Source organism: Actinoplanes sp. CA-131856 (assembly GCF_050956135.1).
Lineage (GTDB): Bacteria > Actinomycetota > Actinomycetes > Mycobacteriales > Micromonosporaceae > Actinoplanes.
In genome coordinates this window covers 5215626-5229358 of sequence record NZ_CP191849.1, presented here as the reverse complement: position 1 = coordinate 5229358, position 13733 = coordinate 5215626, and the positions used below count along the sequence as shown (strand labels likewise).

At 71.5% G+C, this 13733-nt stretch carries 13 protein-coding genes and 1 pseudogene; 8 read left to right on the top strand and 6 right to left on the bottom strand.

Going from position 1 to position 13733, the window contains the following annotated elements; translation table 11 throughout:
• The first annotated feature begins 52 nt into the window (after positions 1 to 52).
• Positions 53 to 3103 (top strand): putative bifunctional diguanylate cyclase/phosphodiesterase, encoded by a 3051-nt coding sequence (locus ACQP2X_RS24170; RefSeq protein ID WP_498700488.1) that lies wholly within the window; start codon positions 53 to 55, stop codon positions 3101 to 3103.
• A 50-nt stretch (positions 3104 to 3153) separates the two neighbouring features.
• Entirely contained in the window at positions 3154 to 3816 is a 663-nt protein-coding gene (locus tag ACQP2X_RS24165) for a GNAT family N-acetyltransferase (RefSeq protein WP_498700486.1), read from the top strand.
• Here ACQP2X_RS24165 and ACQP2X_RS24160 read toward each other — a convergent pair.
• Together ACQP2X_RS24160 and ACQP2X_RS24155 are read right to left on the bottom strand one after the other, a co-directional pair.
• On the bottom strand, positions 3805 to 4065 hold the full coding sequence (locus ACQP2X_RS24160; protein ID WP_498700485.1) for a hypothetical protein: 261 nt from the start codon (positions 4063 to 4065) through the stop codon (positions 3805 to 3807). The two genes, ACQP2X_RS24165 and ACQP2X_RS24160, sit on opposite strands and share 12 nt — an antisense overlap.
• 51 nt (positions 4066 to 4116) lie before the next feature.
• Complete coding sequence (locus tag ACQP2X_RS24155; RefSeq protein ID WP_498700484.1) at positions 4117 to 4506, bottom strand: ChaB family protein; 390 nt, start codon at positions 4504 to 4506, stop codon at positions 4117 to 4119.
• A 50-nt stretch (positions 4507 to 4556) separates the two neighbouring features.
• On the opposite strand from ACQP2X_RS24155, the gene ACQP2X_RS24150 reads away from it, so the two are divergent.
• Genes ACQP2X_RS24150 through ACQP2X_RS24140 form a run of 3 tightly spaced genes read left to right on the top strand, consistent with a single transcriptional unit; the run spans position 4557 to position 6706 of the window.
• The gene (locus ACQP2X_RS24150) at positions 4557 to 5504 is read left to right on the top strand and encodes a hypothetical protein (protein WP_498700483.1); all 948 of its coding nucleotides are present in this window, start codon (positions 4557 to 4559) and stop codon (positions 5502 to 5504) included.
• 27 nt (positions 5505 to 5531) lie between these two features.
• Positions 5532 to 6155 (top strand): maleylpyruvate isomerase N-terminal domain-containing protein, encoded by a 624-nt coding sequence (locus tag ACQP2X_RS24145; protein WP_498700482.1) that lies wholly within the window; start codon positions 5532 to 5534, stop codon positions 6153 to 6155.
• Positions 6155 to 6706 carry a hypothetical protein gene (locus ACQP2X_RS24140; RefSeq protein ID WP_498700480.1) on the top strand — a complete coding sequence of 184 codons (552 nt, stop codon included), beginning with the start codon at positions 6155 to 6157 and terminating at the stop codon, positions 6704 to 6706. The genes ACQP2X_RS24145 and ACQP2X_RS24140 overlap by 1 nt, the downstream gene beginning before the upstream one ends.
• Before the next feature lie 164 nt (positions 6707 to 6870).
• Here ACQP2X_RS24140 and ACQP2X_RS24135 read toward each other — a convergent pair whose 3' ends face one another.
• The gene (locus tag ACQP2X_RS24135) at positions 6871 to 7179 is read right to left on the bottom strand and encodes an HIT family protein (protein ID WP_498700478.1); all 309 of its coding nucleotides are present in this window, start codon (positions 7177 to 7179) and stop codon (positions 6871 to 6873) included.
• A gap of 41 nt (positions 7180 to 7220) precedes the next feature.
• On the opposite strand from ACQP2X_RS24135, the gene ACQP2X_RS24130 reads away from it, so the two are divergent.
• Positions 7221 to 8123, top strand: a complete 903-nt coding sequence (locus tag ACQP2X_RS24130; protein WP_498700476.1) for a hypothetical protein — start codon at positions 7221 to 7223, stop codon at positions 8121 to 8123.
• Positions 8124 to 8285: 162 nt separating this feature from the next.
• Here the strand turns inward: ACQP2X_RS24130 and glgX are convergent, their stop codons facing one another.
• On the bottom strand, positions 8286 to 10394 hold the full coding sequence (glgX, locus tag ACQP2X_RS24125; RefSeq protein ID WP_498700474.1) for a glycogen debranching protein GlgX: 2109 nt from the start codon (positions 10392 to 10394) through the stop codon (positions 8286 to 8288).
• A gap of 232 nt (positions 10395 to 10626) precedes the next feature.
• Here glgX and ACQP2X_RS24120 point away from each other — a divergent pair, with 232 nt between their 5' ends.
• Complete coding sequence (locus ACQP2X_RS24120; protein WP_498700471.1) at positions 10627 to 11142, top strand: GNAT family N-acetyltransferase; 516 nt, start codon at positions 10627 to 10629, stop codon at positions 11140 to 11142.
• 78 nt (positions 11143 to 11220) lie between these two features.
• On the opposite strand, the pseudogene ACQP2X_RS24115 reads toward ACQP2X_RS24120, so the two are convergent.
• Positions 11221 to 11484: pseudogene (locus tag ACQP2X_RS24115) on the bottom strand (VanZ family protein); the annotation flags it as partial.
• Positions 11485 to 11757: 273 nt separating this feature from the next.
• Between ACQP2X_RS24115 and ACQP2X_RS24110 the strand changes: the two are divergent.
• Positions 11758 to 12102, top strand: coding sequence for a ClpX C4-type zinc finger protein (locus ACQP2X_RS24110; protein ID WP_498700470.1), 345 nt, complete (start codon positions 11758 to 11760; stop codon positions 12100 to 12102).
• Positions 12103 to 12382: 280 nt separating this feature from the next.
• Here the strand turns inward: ACQP2X_RS24110 and ACQP2X_RS24105 are convergent, their stop codons facing one another.
• The gene (locus ACQP2X_RS24105; protein WP_498700469.1) at positions 12383 to 13696 is read right to left on the bottom strand and encodes a citrate synthase 2; all 1314 of its coding nucleotides are present in this window, start codon (positions 13694 to 13696) and stop codon (positions 12383 to 12385) included.
• Positions 13697 to 13733 lie beyond the last annotated feature (37 nt).

Genomic DNA, 13733 nt, shown 5'->3' with positions numbered 1-13733 from the left:
GGGATCCGGGACGGCGCAAGCCAGCCGTCCCGCGGAGCCGATCGGAGGGCGGATGACGACGCGAGCCGCTCGCGTGGGCTTCTGCGCGTGGATCATCGCGCTGACCGCCCTCTATTACGCCTTCCCCGGCGGTCACCTCTACACCTGGGCCCTCATCGGTTACTCCAGCGCCGCCATGGTGCTGCTCGGTGCCCGGCTCAACCGGCCCGGGCACCGCCTGCCGTGGTATCTGATCTCGGCCGCGCTCGCCTTCTTCACCACCGGCGACACCTGGTACAACCTCATCGTCGCGCTCGGGCACACCCCGGGCTTCCCGGGCCTGGCCGACCTGTTCTACCTGCTGGTCTACCCCCTGCTCACGGCCGGTTTCCTGCTGTTCGTCCGCTATCGCGGCACGGGCAGCAACCGGGCCGCGCTGCTCGACTCGCTGGTGCCCACGGTCGGGCTCGGCCTGCTCTCGTGGGTCTACTGGATCGCGCCGTTCACCCGCTCGCACGACCTGACGCTGCTGGAGAAGCTGGTCTCGATCGGCTATCCGCTCGGCGACGTGCTGGCCCTGGCCATGACGCTGCGCATGCTGACCGGCCCGGGCCGGCGGCCCCGCGCGCTCACCGCGATCGGCGTGGCCATCGTCGGACTGCTGGTCTCCGACATCTTCTACGGCCAGTCCCAGCTCAACGCCGACTGGACGCTGGGCGGGCCGGTCGACTTCGGCTGGGTCGTGTTCTACGCCGTCATGGGATATACGGCGCTGATGCCGTCGATGCGCGAGCTCACCCAGGAGCAGCCGGCGCTGGCCAGCACCGACATGGGCACCCGGCGCATCGTCTGGATGGCCGCGGCCGCGCTGATCGCGCCGGTGGTGCTCTACATCGAGTGGATGAACGGCCACGAGATCGAGGAGGCCCGGCAGGGTGTCGTCGACGCGCCGGTGATCGCGGCCGCCGCGGCCCTGATGTTCCTGCTCGTGCTGGCCCGGGTCAACGGGCTGGCCGGCGCCCAGCGGCAGGCCCGGGCCCGGGAGCGGGCGCTGCGCCAGGCCGGCACGATGCTGTTCTCGGCCGCCACCGAGCAGGACGCGGCCCGGGCCGTGCGCGACGCCGTGGCCACCCTCATGCCGGAGGGCAAGCCCTACCGTCTCAGCCTCACCGCGGACGCCGGCGACGTCGAGCACGTGCCCGGTCTGCGGCTCATCACGGCCGGCTCTCTTCCGGCCGGGGTGCCTTCGCACGGTTTCGACCATTTCCTGTACGCCACCATGCCGCTCCCGGGCACCGGCCGGCTGGGTGCCGGGCTCCTCGGCGGCGACGGCGCCGTGCTGCGCGAGCTGCTGCCCTCGTTCGAGGCGTACCTCGCCCAGATCGAGGTCGTCATGCAGCGCATCGGCCTGACCGGCGAGGTCAACCGCCGCGAGAGCGAGGCGTACTTCCGCACGCTCATCCAGAACGCGGCCGACGTCATCCTCATCGTCGGCGACGACGACCTGATCCGCTACGCGAGCCCGTCCGCGGCCACCGTCCTGGGCCACCCCGACCTCGAGGGCACCCCGCTCTCGGCGCTGATCGCGGTCGGCCACCACGAGTCGATGCGCGAGATCCTGGGCGACCTGCGCGACGGCCAGAGCGAGCTGGACGCCCCCGACCTGGCCGTGCTGCGGGCCGACGGCTCGCTGCTCCAGGTCGAGTGCACCGGCCGCGACCTGCGCGACGACCCGACCGTGCGCGGCGTGGTGCTGACCGTCCGCGACGTCACCGAGCGCCGCCGCCTCGAGAAGGACCTGTCCCACCTGGCCTTCCACGACGGCCTGACCGGCCTGGCCAACCGCGTGCTGTTCCGCAACCGGCTCGACGAGGCGTTCGCCGCCGCGTCCGAGTCCGGGCTGACCCTGGGCGTCCTGTTCGTCGACCTCGACGACTTCAAGGAGGTCAACGACACCCTCGGGCACGCCGTGGGCGACGAGCTGCTGGTCACCGTGGGCCGGCGCATCGACGAGATCATCGGCACCTCGGGCACGGCGGCCCGGATGGGCGGCGACGAGTTCGCCGTCCTCGTCTCCGACGACCCCGAGGCCGTGGCCGCCCGCCTGGTCGAGGCCCTGGCCGTGCCGGTGGAGGTCGGCGACGGCCTCGGCGGCAGCCACATCGTCAGCGGCGCGGCCAGCGTCGGCGTGGCCACCAACGCCGACGCCGATTCGCCGACCGAGCTGCTGCGCCACGCCGACCTGGCCCTCTATCAGGCCAAGGGCGCCGACAAGGGCACGTGGCAGCGCTATCAGCCGGAGCTGCACACCGAGATGGTGCAGCGGCTGGAGACCCGGGCCGCCCTGCACGAGGCGATCGACGACAACCAGCTGCGCGTCATGTACCAGCCCATCGTCGACCTGCACAGCGGCGAGATCGTCGCGGTCGAGTCGCTGGTCCGCTGGCAGCACCCGGCGCGGGGGCTGCTCGGCCCGTACCACTTCATCGAGGTCGCCGAGGAGAGCGGCGCCATCGTGCCGATCGGCGGCTGGGTCCTGCGTGAGGCCCTCCGGCAGCTCGCGGCCTGGAAGGCGGCCGACCCGCAGACGACGCTGCGCTACGTCAGCGTGAACGTGTCGGCCCGCCAGTTCCGCACGCCCGGCTTCGTCGACCAGGTCCGCCAGGCCATCACCGAGGCCGGCGCCCGCCCCGAGTGGCTGCTGCTGGAGATCACCGAGAGCCTGCTGCTGCGCGACGCCGACCAGGTCGCGGCCGACCTGCGCACGCTGCGTGCCCTGGGCGTGCGTATCGCGATCGACGACTTCGGCACGGGATATTCGTCGCTGAGCTACCTGCGGCAGATGCCGGTCGACGTGCTCAAGGTCGACAAGTCGTTCATCGACGACATCCTCGGCAGCGAGCAGCAGCGGGCGCTGGTCGACGCGATCGTCACCCTGGCCCGCAACCTCGACCTGGCCGTGGTGGCCGAGGGCATCGAGGACGCCGGGCAGCGGGCCGCGCTGGTCGGCATGGACTGCCCGTACGGCCAGGGCTACCACTTCGCCAAGCCGGTGTGGCCGGACGAGATCCCGGCCCTGGCCCACGACGCGAAAGCTCTGGTTCCGTCCCCGGCGCGAGGGTAATTCGGGTTATTCGCTGGCGGTCATGGGCGGCCGCGGTGCAGGGTCGAGGCGTGCTGGAGAATCCCGTGTGGGCCGCCCTCTCCGGGCCGCAGGCCTGCTTCGCCGAGGCGTCCGGGGACGCCGCCCGCTATCAGCCCGAGTTCTCGCCGTTCGCCGCGCTGTCCGATCCGGACGATCCGGCGGCCTGGCGCGACCTGGCCACCCTCACCGACCGGGCGCTGCTCACCGGCCCGTCGATCAGCCCGCCCACGGGCTGGGAGACGACCGGCGTGACCACCGGCGCCCAGATGGCCGGCCACGGCATGACCGGCGTGCCCGACCCCGACGCGGTGGTGCTGACCGAGACCGACGTGCCCGAGATCCTCGACCTGATCGAGCGTGCCCAGCCCGGCCCGTTCGGCAAACGCACCGTCGAGCTCGGCCGCTACCTGGGCATCCGTCACGAGGGCCGGCTGATCGCCATGGCCGGCGAACGCTTCCAGCTGCCGGGCTGGACCGAGGTCAGCGCCGTCTGCACCGACCCCGACTTCCGCGGCCGCGGTCTGGGCGCCCGGCTCACCATGGCCGTGGCGGCCGCCATCCTGGAGCGCGGCGACCTGCCGTTCCTGCACGTCAGCGCGGAGAACCTGGGAGCCATCCGCCTCTACGAGCGGCTCGGCTTCCAGGTCGACCACGAGGTGGTGTTCGCCGCCGTCCAGCGCTCACTCGCCTAGCGCGCCGTCCGGGTCGGGCGTGGCGCCGCCGTTGTCGGCGAAGCGGTCCTTCAGATCGCCGATCCGCTGGAGCACGTCGGCCAGCTCGCCGCGCACCCGCTCGAGCCGGTTCTGCTCGTCGTGCGGCAGCCCGCCGCCGTGGTCGTGGCTGACCAGCGCCGACTCGGCCTCCTCGAGCTCCTCCCGGCGGGTGTGCAGGCGGTTCAGCTCACTGGCGTACCCGGTCTGGGTGATCTTCTCTGGTTGCATGGCCGTCGTTTCCCCAGAAACGACGGCCCCGACACGCGACCCACGCCACACCTAAGCCTTGCGGTCGGCCCGCTTGTTGGCCTTCTGGATGGCCTCGACGAGCTCCGGTTTCGTCATCCGTGACCGGCCGGTGATGTCGAGCCGCTTGGCCACCTGCAGGAGATGCTCCTTGCTGGCGTTGGCGTCGACCCCGCCGGCCGTCTTGGCCTTGCTGGCGCGGCCACCGGCGGCCTTGGCGTCGCTCGGGCCCTTCTTCGCCTTCGGCTCCCAGTGGTCGCCGACCTTCTCGAACGAATGCTTGACGGCGGAGAAGGCCGTACGGTGGGCCCGCTCACCCTCGCCGTACTGCTCGACGGCCGAGTCGTGGGTCTTGGCGTACGTGTCCTGTGCTTTCTTCGGCGAGCGCTTCAACGTCGCCGGCATGTCCTCCCGTGCTGGCATGTTCCAGCAGTTCCCGGCACACGAGGTCGCAAACCGTCCTACGCTGAAACGTGTCGGACGGTGAGTTCTGGACGTACACCGGGCTGCTCGGGTTCAGCGGCCTGGTGCTGCTCGTCCTGTGCGTGACCGGGTTCGGTCAGTCCGGCTTCCTGCGCGGGGTGGACGCGCTGCTGGGGCTGGGGTTCCTCGGCTACGCGGGATATATGGCGCTGGCGCGGCCGGACGATCCGTTCACGTTCTACTACATCTTCGCGTTGCCGGTCCTCGCGGTGATCTACGCACTGGTGTGCCTGCGGCGGGTGGTGCGGCTGAGGCGGCTCGCCGCCAGGTTCGTTCCCGATCCGTACGCGGGTGAGACCGGTGACGCCCACACGGAGAGGTCGCCGTTCCCGCAGGCGCCGAGCCCGCTGTCGGCGTCCGCGCCGGACGCTGCCCCCGCGGAGCCGCCGTCCCCGCCGGTCAAGCGCGGGCCGATGCCGTCCGGCCTGCCGTCCCGGACACCGCCGCCGGCCGATCGGCCGGGTCGCCCTTCCGGTCTCCCGGAGCCGTCGGCCGCCCCTGCCCAGCCGCCCTCACTCGCGCAGCCGGCCTCGCCCGCGCAGCCCGCCTCGCTCGCGCCGCCGTCCGAGCCTTCCCGGCGCGCGCAGCTGCCGGAAGCTGAGCCGCCGCGGCGGGGGCTTCCGTCCGGGTTGCCGCCCGGCATTCCTCCCGATTTCCTTTCCCGGCCGCCTTACGAGTCGTCCGCTTACGAGTCGTCCGCGCCGCCTCCCGAACTGCCTTCTGCGCTGCCTTCCGCGCCTTCCGGGCGGAGGGAGATCGCACCGCCCGACTACACCGGGCGGCACTCGGCGCCGGGCGGAACGCCGCCCGCCGAGCCACCCAACTCCGCCGAGCGGTTCCCCCAGTCGCCCCGGTACGCCCCGCGGTCGTACGAGCAAAAGCCCGCCGAGGGCGGGCGGCACCGGGCGGCCGAGCCGGACGACTCGAATTTCGCCTGAGCCGCGGCCGGTGGCAGATTGGTCGCCATGGACTACCGCCGGACCTTCCGCGCCGCCGCCGTCACCTTCGTCGACCTGGTCTCCCGCGTTCCGGCCGAGCGCTGGGACTCACCCGGCCTCGGCGAGTGGACCCTGCGCGAGCTGGTCGCGCACACCGCCGGCTCGGCGCTGCGCCAGGTCCCCGACGTGCTGAGCGCCCGCGCCGAGACCGCCGCCGTCACCTCGCCCGAGGCGTACTGGACGTTCGCCCGGTCGGTGCCGCCGGACGTCTACGCCGCGGCGGTCGCCGCCTCCACCACACTCGCCCGGCAGGCGGCGGCCGAGCTGGGCGACGCCCCCGCCGGACTGGTCGGCGAACTGGCCGGCCGGGCCACCCAGGCGCTGGCCGCGGCCGGTGACGACGACGTGGTCGCGACCCCGGTGGGTGGCATGCGCGTCCGCGACTGGCTTCCCACCCGTACGTTCGAACTGGTCGTCCACGGTCTCGACGTCGCCGCCGCGGCCGGCCTGGAGGCGGCCTTCCCGCCGGACGCGGTCGCCGAGGCCACCGCGCTCGCGGCCCGCGTCGCGGCTGCGCTGGGCGACGGCCCCGCGGTACTCTTCGCCCTCACCGGGCGCGCGCCCCTGCCGAAAGGTTTCTCAGTCCTCTGATGTCCACTTTCGCGCTCGCCGGCCGCCGGGTCGTGCTGTTCGCCGCCGTTTACGCGGCCCTCGTGGTGATCGTCCAGGCCGTCAGCCTCACCGTCGTCACCGCCGGCGCCACCGATCCGACCTCGGTCGCCACGACGGCGTCGGTGCTGCTCGTGGGCAGTCTGGGCGGCCTGATCGGCGTGGTCTGCGTGCTGGTGCTGCTCATCTCGGTCACGGTCTGGGTGATCGCGGCCCACCGGCTCGCCCCCGCGGGGCCGGGTCCCGTCGGCTACGGAGGCCTGGCGCTGACTTTGGTGCTGATCGGGCTGGCCCTCGTGGTGCCCGCGCGCATGCCGACCGTGATGACGATGGCGGTGACCGAGACGGGCCTGCGCCTGGGCGCCGTGGCCGTCCTGATCGCCGCCGTGCTCTCGGTGCGCGCCCGGATGCGCCGCCTGACCGGCGAGGTCACCCTGGGCGCGCGGCAGCCGCTGGTCACCGCCGACGACTGGGACGCCTCCAAGTGGGACCCGACGGTCATGCGCGAGATCGACCGCCGCCGCCAGTCCTAGCTGTTCTCCAGAAAATTCCGGAGCCGGTCGGCGTACGGCCACCGCCGCTCAGCCTCGACGAAATCCGGGTACGGCGCGGAGCCGTACAACTCGTCGCCGAAATAACGCGGGAACACGTGCACGTGATAGTGCCAGGCGTCCTGATTGCCGCCCGGCTCGTTGTGCTACCGCACCGAGGTGCCGTCGCAGTCGTACACCTGCTTGAGCGCGACCGCGCACTCCTTGACGAGGTCGTGGACGGCGTGGCCGTAGTCGGCGGGGAGCTCGTAGAGGTTCTCGTGGTGGGCGTTGGGCACGACGAGCAGATGCCCGTGGTTCCCCGGCCACCACCGCGGTGACACGAAGGCCGTGGCTTTCTCGGTGCGCCGGACGATGTCGCGCTGGGTGTTCACCCGTCGCTCGTCCTCACCGCCGCCCACCAGCCGGCAGAACGGGCACACGTAGCCGTCGGGCTCATGCCGGATGCTCGTCACAGGTCGACCTCTCCCATAGACCGATGCGAGATCCTATCGGCGTGAGCAGCTTCCCCGCCCAGGCCGCCCGTGTCCGTGACGAGTCTCTGCCCCTTCACCGGCGGATGCTCGCGCTGCGTGAGTGCGTCCTGCGCTTCGCCCCGTACGGCTTCCGCGCCACCTGGCATCACCTGCTGGTCAGCGCGGGGGTACCGGTGTGGCTGGAGCACGACCCGGACTCGCTGCGGCGCGCCGTCGACGAACTGGAGGAGGCCCGGGACCTGTGGCTCGCCGAGACCCGCGCCTTCGCCGCCCGCCGCCGTGCCGAGAAGGCCGCCGGCCGCCGCGTCCCGGACACCGCCGACGCCTGGCGCACCACGTGGATGACCGTCTCACCCGCCCCGGAAGCACACTCAACCGAACGCCTGATCGACGTGATCGCCCGCCTGAGAGCGACCCACCACATCGAGGCCGTCCCTGCCCCGGACCCGCGCGTCGCCCTGCCGTGGCCCGTGATCTGGCACCGCGGAATCCGCCGGGGCCCCACCACAGGCGGCGGCGACATCACCCGCTTCCGCGCCGAGTTCAGCCCGTCCGGCGCCGACCGCCGCTTCGGCACCTTCCAGCTCTACGTGCGGGGCGTGCCCCTGGGCGACAGCACGACCACGGCCCTGTACCCGCACATGCGCACCCTGCGCTCGCTGAGCGAGGCCGCCACCCGCCCCGGCTCCCAAGAGCCCACGCCGCTGATCATGAACGACACGTTCGACCACCTGCTGGTGACCCTCGAACTGACCGGCGACGACCTGGCCTTCGCCTTCACGACCCGGCCCCTCGCGGAGTGGGGCGGGCCCCCGCCCTGGTCACCCCCACCGGGCCGGAAGGTCCGCCTGCTGGTGCCACGCTCCGACGTCATCAGCGCCTGGCGCGAGGCCGAGCCGAAGTTCAGGCGGCTCCTGGGGTGAGCCCACATCGGGCGGCGGGGTCTTCGGAGCGCGACCACTCACTCAGGCCGCCCGGGTGGGGTGAGCGTTCTGGGCGCGCCAGCGCCCTGCTCGCCCCGCCCGGGCCCTCGACGGGAGTTGCGGTCTGTACCCACCACCCCGCTACGACATCGAATTTTGCCGTTAATAGCGGCAGCGGAGAACCACCATGGTGTGCCCCGAGACCTCGTATTGGCCGCCGGCCTTCGTGGTTTTGCGGCGGGCTGCCAACAATGGGTCGGCGGTGTTCACGACGACTTCCCACGTGCGGCCGAATTGGCGGTCGGGGAGGGTGAAGGCGACGCGTTCGCCCAAGGGGTTGAACAGGATCAGGAACGAGTCGTCGAGGATGGCCTCGCCCAGGGCGTCCCTTTCCGGAATGCCGTGGCCGTTGAGGAAGACCGTCATCGTCATGCCGCTGCGGGTGTTCCAGTCGGCCTCGGTCATCGGCTGGCCGTCGCGGCGCAGCCAGGCGATGTCGGGAATCTTGTCGTCGGTCACCGGGTCGCCGGTGAAGAAGCGACGGCGGCGGAAGATGGGGTGCTTGGCGCGCAGTTCCAGCAAACGGCTCGTGAAGCCGGTCAGTATGTCCTGGTTGCGCGCGTCGACCCAGTCGACCCAGGCGATTTCGTTGTCCTGGCAGTAGACGTTGTTGTTGCCGCCCTGGGTGCGGCCCAGCTCGTCGCCGTGGGCGATCATCGGGACGCCCTGGCTCAGGAGCAGGGTGGCCAGGAAGTTGCGTTTCTGGCGTTCGCGCAGGGCCACGATGTCGGCGTCGTCGGTGGGGCCTTCGACACCGCAGTTCCAGGAACGGTTGTGGCTCTCGCCGTCGCGGTTGTCCTCGCCGTTCGCGTCGTTGTGCTTGTCGTTGTACGACACCAGGTCGTTCAGGGTGAAACCGTCGTGGGCGGTCACGAAGTTGATGGACGCGATCGGGCGCCGGCCGTCGATCTCGTACAGGTCGGAGCTGCCGGTGAAACGGGACGCGAACTCGCCCAGGCTGGACGGCTCGCCGCGCCAGAAATCGCGGACCGAGTCGCGGTAGCGGCCGTTCCATTCGGTCCACAACGGCGGGAAGCCGCCGACCTGGTAGCCGCCGTCGCCGACGTCCCAGGGCTCGGCGATGAGCTTGACCTGCGACACCACCGGGTCCTGGTTGACCAGGTCGAAGAAGGCGGCCAGCCGGTCGACGGCGTGGAACTCGCGGGCCAGGGCGGCCGCCAGGTCGAACCGGAAACCGTCGACGTGCATCTCGGTCACCCAGTAGCGCAGCGAATCCATGATGAGCCGCAGCGATTCGTGGTGCCGCACGTTCAGGCTGTTACCGGTGCCGGTCGTGTCGTAGTAATACTGCTTCTGCTCGTCGACCAGCCGGTAGTAGGCGGGATTGTCGATGCCCCGGAACGACAGCGTCGGGCCGAGATGATTGCCCTCGGCGGTGTGGTTGTAGACGACGTCCAGGATGACCTCGATGCCGGCCTGGTGCAGCGCCTTGACCATCGACTTGAATTCCTGCACCTGCCCGCCGTGGCCGTCGAACGAGGCATATCCGTTGTGCGGGGCGAAGAAGCCGATCGTGTTGTAGCCCCAGTAGTTGGTGAGGCCGCGGTCGATGAGCGTGCTGTCGTGCACGAACTGGTGCACCGGCATCAGTTCGACCGCCGTGACGCCCAGCTTCTTCAGGTACTTGATCATCACGGGGTGCGCGAGCCCGGAATAGGTGCCGCGGACGTCCTCGGGAATGTCCGGGTGCCGCTGCGTCATGCCCTTGACGTGGGCCTCGTAGATCACGGTCTGGTGGAACGGGATCCGCAGCGGCCGGTCGTTGCCCCAGTCGAAGAACGGGTTGATGACCACTGACTTCTGCGAATAGGGCGCCGAGTCCTGGTCGTTCACCGAGTCCGGGTCGCCGAAGTTGTACGAGAACAGCGCCTGGTTCCAGTCGTTACGCCCGTCGATCGCCTTGGCGTACGGGTCGAGAAGCAGTTTGTTCGGATTGCAGCGCAGCCCGTTCGCCGGATCGTACGGCCCGTGCACGCGATATCCGTACCGCTGCCCCGGAACGACCCGGGGCAGATAGCCGTGCCAGACCAGCGCCTCCCGCTCCGGCAGGTCGATCCGCGTCTCGACGCCGTCGTCGTCGAAGAGACAGAGCTCGACCCGCTCGGCCACCTCCGAGAACAGAGCGAAATTGGTGCCCCCGCCGTCGTACGTCGCGCCCAGCGGGTAAGGGTTCCCGGGCCAGATTTTCATGCCGCTCTGCTTCCCCAATGAGCGCTCGCTGAATCAGGTGCCGCACGTCACACTTGCGCGCCCACGACCACCGGGCGGGCCATGGCCGCCGCAGACCTTGAACTCACCGCTGCGCTTGTGTGGGCACCGACTCGTACACCCCTCCAGCAGTCAGGCGTTCGACGAGCACAGTCAGGCTCGTAAGTGATGCGATTGGCCGGCCGCTCGGACGGCCATGTCTAGGGTTTGGCGCATGCCCGAGCTGATCCTGCCGACGACCCGCTTGCACGCCGCCTTCCTGGACTGCCGCGACGACTGGGGTCCCGGTCTCCACGAGGACGGCTTCGGCCTGCTCCCGGAGGACGACGTCGACTCGCCCGGGGGTTTCGCGGCGTGGGTGGCCGACCGTGTCCGGCTGACACATCCGGCCGGCGCGCCCTGCCCGCCCGAGCGGCACGCCTCGCCGCGCTGGATCGTGGAGGACGGCCGCGTGCTCGGCGGCATCGCCCTGCGCCACGTCTACGACGACGCGGTGGGTCACATCGGCTACGGGATCCGGCCGTCGGCGCGCCGGCGTGGCCTGGCCACCTGGGCCCTGGGCGAGATGCTGACCGAGGCCCGTGCCGTCCTAGGAGTCGACCGGGTCCTGATGCCCTGCCTGGCCGGCAACCTCGCGTCGGCCCGCACCATCGAGCGCAACGGCGGTGTCCTCGAGACCGTCGTCGACACCGATCATGGCCCGGTCCGGCGCTACTGGATCACGCTGTAGCCGCCACCACCGGCGCGACGCCAGCGCGGCCAGCCCGGCGCCCGCGGCGTTGACCAGCACATCGTCCACCGAGGACACCCGGTCCAGCTCGAGGACGTACTGCAGGGTCTCGACCAGCACCGAGCCCGCCGCACCGAGGGCGAGCATCCGCGGCACCGACCGGAGCGCCGCGAACCGCAACGGCCCGAAGAACCCGAGCGCCGCGAACACCAGCAGGTTGCCGACGATCTGCACGGTCGCGCTCACCGGCCCGTCGCCCACCACGTCGATCAGATCGCGCAGCGGCACGAGGTTCACCCGGGCCCGGTTGACGTCGTCCCCGCCGTTGGGCAGCAGGATCATCCAGACCCACGGCACGGTCCCGTAGACGATGCCGACCTCGGCCAGCGACCTCCGCCACCCACCGCGCCGCCGCGCCAGCACCCACGTCACCAGCGCCGCCACCGGCAACGCGACCACGGTCAGCACGACCACTCCCGTGATCGCCCCGAACCAGCCGTGCCAGCCCTCGAACATGCCGCGCATGCTAGCCACCCCTTGCTCGCCGAAGCCGTCAGGGTTAGCCTGACATCGTCAGGGTGGTCCTGACGGCTTCGGTAAGCAAGGGAGGCTCCGATGACCGACCTCGACCTGCGCTGCTCCTTCTGCGGAAAGCCCGAGGCGGAGGTGTCCCAGCTCATCGCCGGCCCCGGCCCGATGATCTGCGACGAGTGCGTCCACCTCTGCAACGACGTCCTCGCCGGCAAACGACCCGAGGGCGTACGCCTGTGGGACGACCAGACCGACGAGGAACTCCTGGCCACCATGGTCCGCGTGGCTTCGCTGCGCCATCACGTCGACCGCGCCGTCGGCCGCATCGCCCGCCTGCTGCGCGCCCGGGGCACCACGTGGACGACGATCGGCACCGCCCTGGGCATCACGAAGCAGTCGGCGTGGGAACGCTTCTCAGGCGAAGATTGAAGTCCATGTCGTAGCGGGGTGGTGGGTACGGACCGCAACTCCCGTCGAGGGCCCGGGCGCGGCGAGCAGGGCGCTGCGCGCCCAGAACGCTCACCACACCCGGGCGACCTGAGTGAGTGGCTGCGCTCGAAAAACCCAGGGACGACCGCGAGCAGATTCCCCGAAACAGCTCGCATCCTCGCTCGGCCACACCTTCCGCCGGAACTCCAGCGTCTCGCGCGAAGCGCGGCGGCCGGGACGGCGTGTCCGGGCCGGGCGCTGACTCTCGCGGCGGCGGTGGCTACACGGCGCGGCGCTTGAGGGCGTCCTGCCAGCCCGGGAGGTCGGTGGCAGCGCGCTCGGGCGGGCCCACGTAGTCGGCCGACGGGCGGATGATTTTGGCCAGGCGCTTCTGTTCGAGGATGTGGGCGCTCCAGCCGGCCGTGCGGGCGCACGTGAAGACGGCTGACAGCAGGGCCGCGGGCACCTCCGCGAAGTCCAGGACGATCGCGGCCCAGAATTCGACATTGGTGGCCAGGACCCGGTCGGGCTTGCGCTCGCGCAGCTCGGCCAGGGCGGCGCGCTCCAGATCGAGCGCCACCTCGTAGCGCGGGGCGCCGAGCTCGCGGGCGGTCTCGCGAAGGATCGTCGCCCGGGGGTCCTCGGCGCGGTAGATGGCGTGACCGAAACCCATCAAGCGGTTGCCTGAGTCAAGCACCCGTTTGACATAGCCACGCGCGTCCTCGCCTCGTTCGACGGCCTCGACCATGCCCAGCGCTCGCGCCGGGGCACCGCCGTGCAGCGGGCCGGACAACGCGGCGACGGCCGCGGAGAGGCAGGCGCCCGCGTCGGCGCCCGTGCTGGCCACGACCCGGGCGGTGAACGTGGAGGCGTTCATGCCGTGCTCGGCGGCGCAGACCCAGTAGCGGTCGATGGCCGCGACGTGCCGCGGGTCCGGCTCACCCCGCCACCGGATCATGAACTGCTCGGTGACGTCCCGCCCCGCGTCGACCAGCCGCTGAGGCACCGCCGGCCGCTCACCGCGCGCCGAGATCGCCACCTGGTCGAGCATCGCGGCGGTCGCGTACGCGAGGTCGGCGCGCGCCTGCGCGTGATCGACGTCGATGAGCGGCCGCAGCCCGAGAGCGGCCACCGCCGCCTGCACATCCACGCGCGCGTCACCCGTCCGCACCGGCGCGGTCGCGCTCGCCCCCGTCGAGGCCGCGCTGGACGCCACCGAGGTCGCGCTGGACGCCGCAGGGGAGGCGCTCGCCGCCGGGGAGCCGCTCGCCGCCGGGGAGCCGCTCGCCGTACGGAAGGCGCCCGCCGCCGGGGAGACGCTCGCCGTAGGGAAGGCGCCCGCCGCCGGGGAGACGCTCGCCGCCGCCGACGGGGTCACGGTCGATGCGTGGTCGATCGCGGCGGCGGCCGGCGTCAAAGGGTGGGCGAAGTCGCCGTCGGTGAGCAGGCCCCAGACGTCGGCGAAGCCGACGGCGCCGGCCAGCGAGCGCACGTCGACGCCGCGGTAGCACAGCACCCCGCCGTCCCGGTCGGGCTCGGCGATCTCGGTGTCGAAGGCGACGACACCGGCCAGTCCTGGATTGACAGTCAGCATGTCCTCACCATGCGACGACTTCATGTTGACGTCAATG

Bases quoted from the DNA above. Each gene is read 5' to 3' on its own strand.
- ACQP2X_RS24170 (WP_498700488.1), top strand. From the start codon at position 53: ATGACGACGCGAGCCGCTCGCGTGGGCTTCTGCGCGTGGATCATCGCG.
- ACQP2X_RS24160 (WP_498700485.1), bottom strand. From the start codon at position 4,065: ATGCAACCAGAGAAGATCACCCAGACCGGGTACGCCAGTGAGCTGAAC.
- ACQP2X_RS24155 (WP_498700484.1), bottom strand. From the start codon at position 4,506: ATGCCAGCACGGGAGGACATGCCGGCGACGTTGAAGCGCTCGCCGAAG.
- ACQP2X_RS24145 (WP_498700482.1), top strand. From the start codon at position 5,532: ATGGACTACCGCCGGACCTTCCGCGCCGCCGCCGTCACCTTCGTCGAC.
- ACQP2X_RS24140 (WP_498700480.1), top strand. From the start codon at position 6,155: ATGTCCACTTTCGCGCTCGCCGGCCGCCGGGTCGTGCTGTTCGCCGCC.
- glgX (WP_498700474.1), bottom strand. From the start codon at position 10,394: ATGAAAATCTGGCCCGGGAACCCTTACCCGCTGGGCGCGACGTACGAC.
- ACQP2X_RS24120 (WP_498700471.1), top strand. From the start codon at position 10,627: ATGCCCGAGCTGATCCTGCCGACGACCCGCTTGCACGCCGCCTTCCTG.
- ACQP2X_RS24110 (WP_498700470.1), top strand. From the start codon at position 11,758: ATGACCGACCTCGACCTGCGCTGCTCCTTCTGCGGAAAGCCCGAGGCG.
- ACQP2X_RS24105 (WP_498700469.1), bottom strand. From the start codon at position 13,696: ATGCTGACTGTCAATCCAGGACTGGCCGGTGTCGTCGCCTTCGACACC.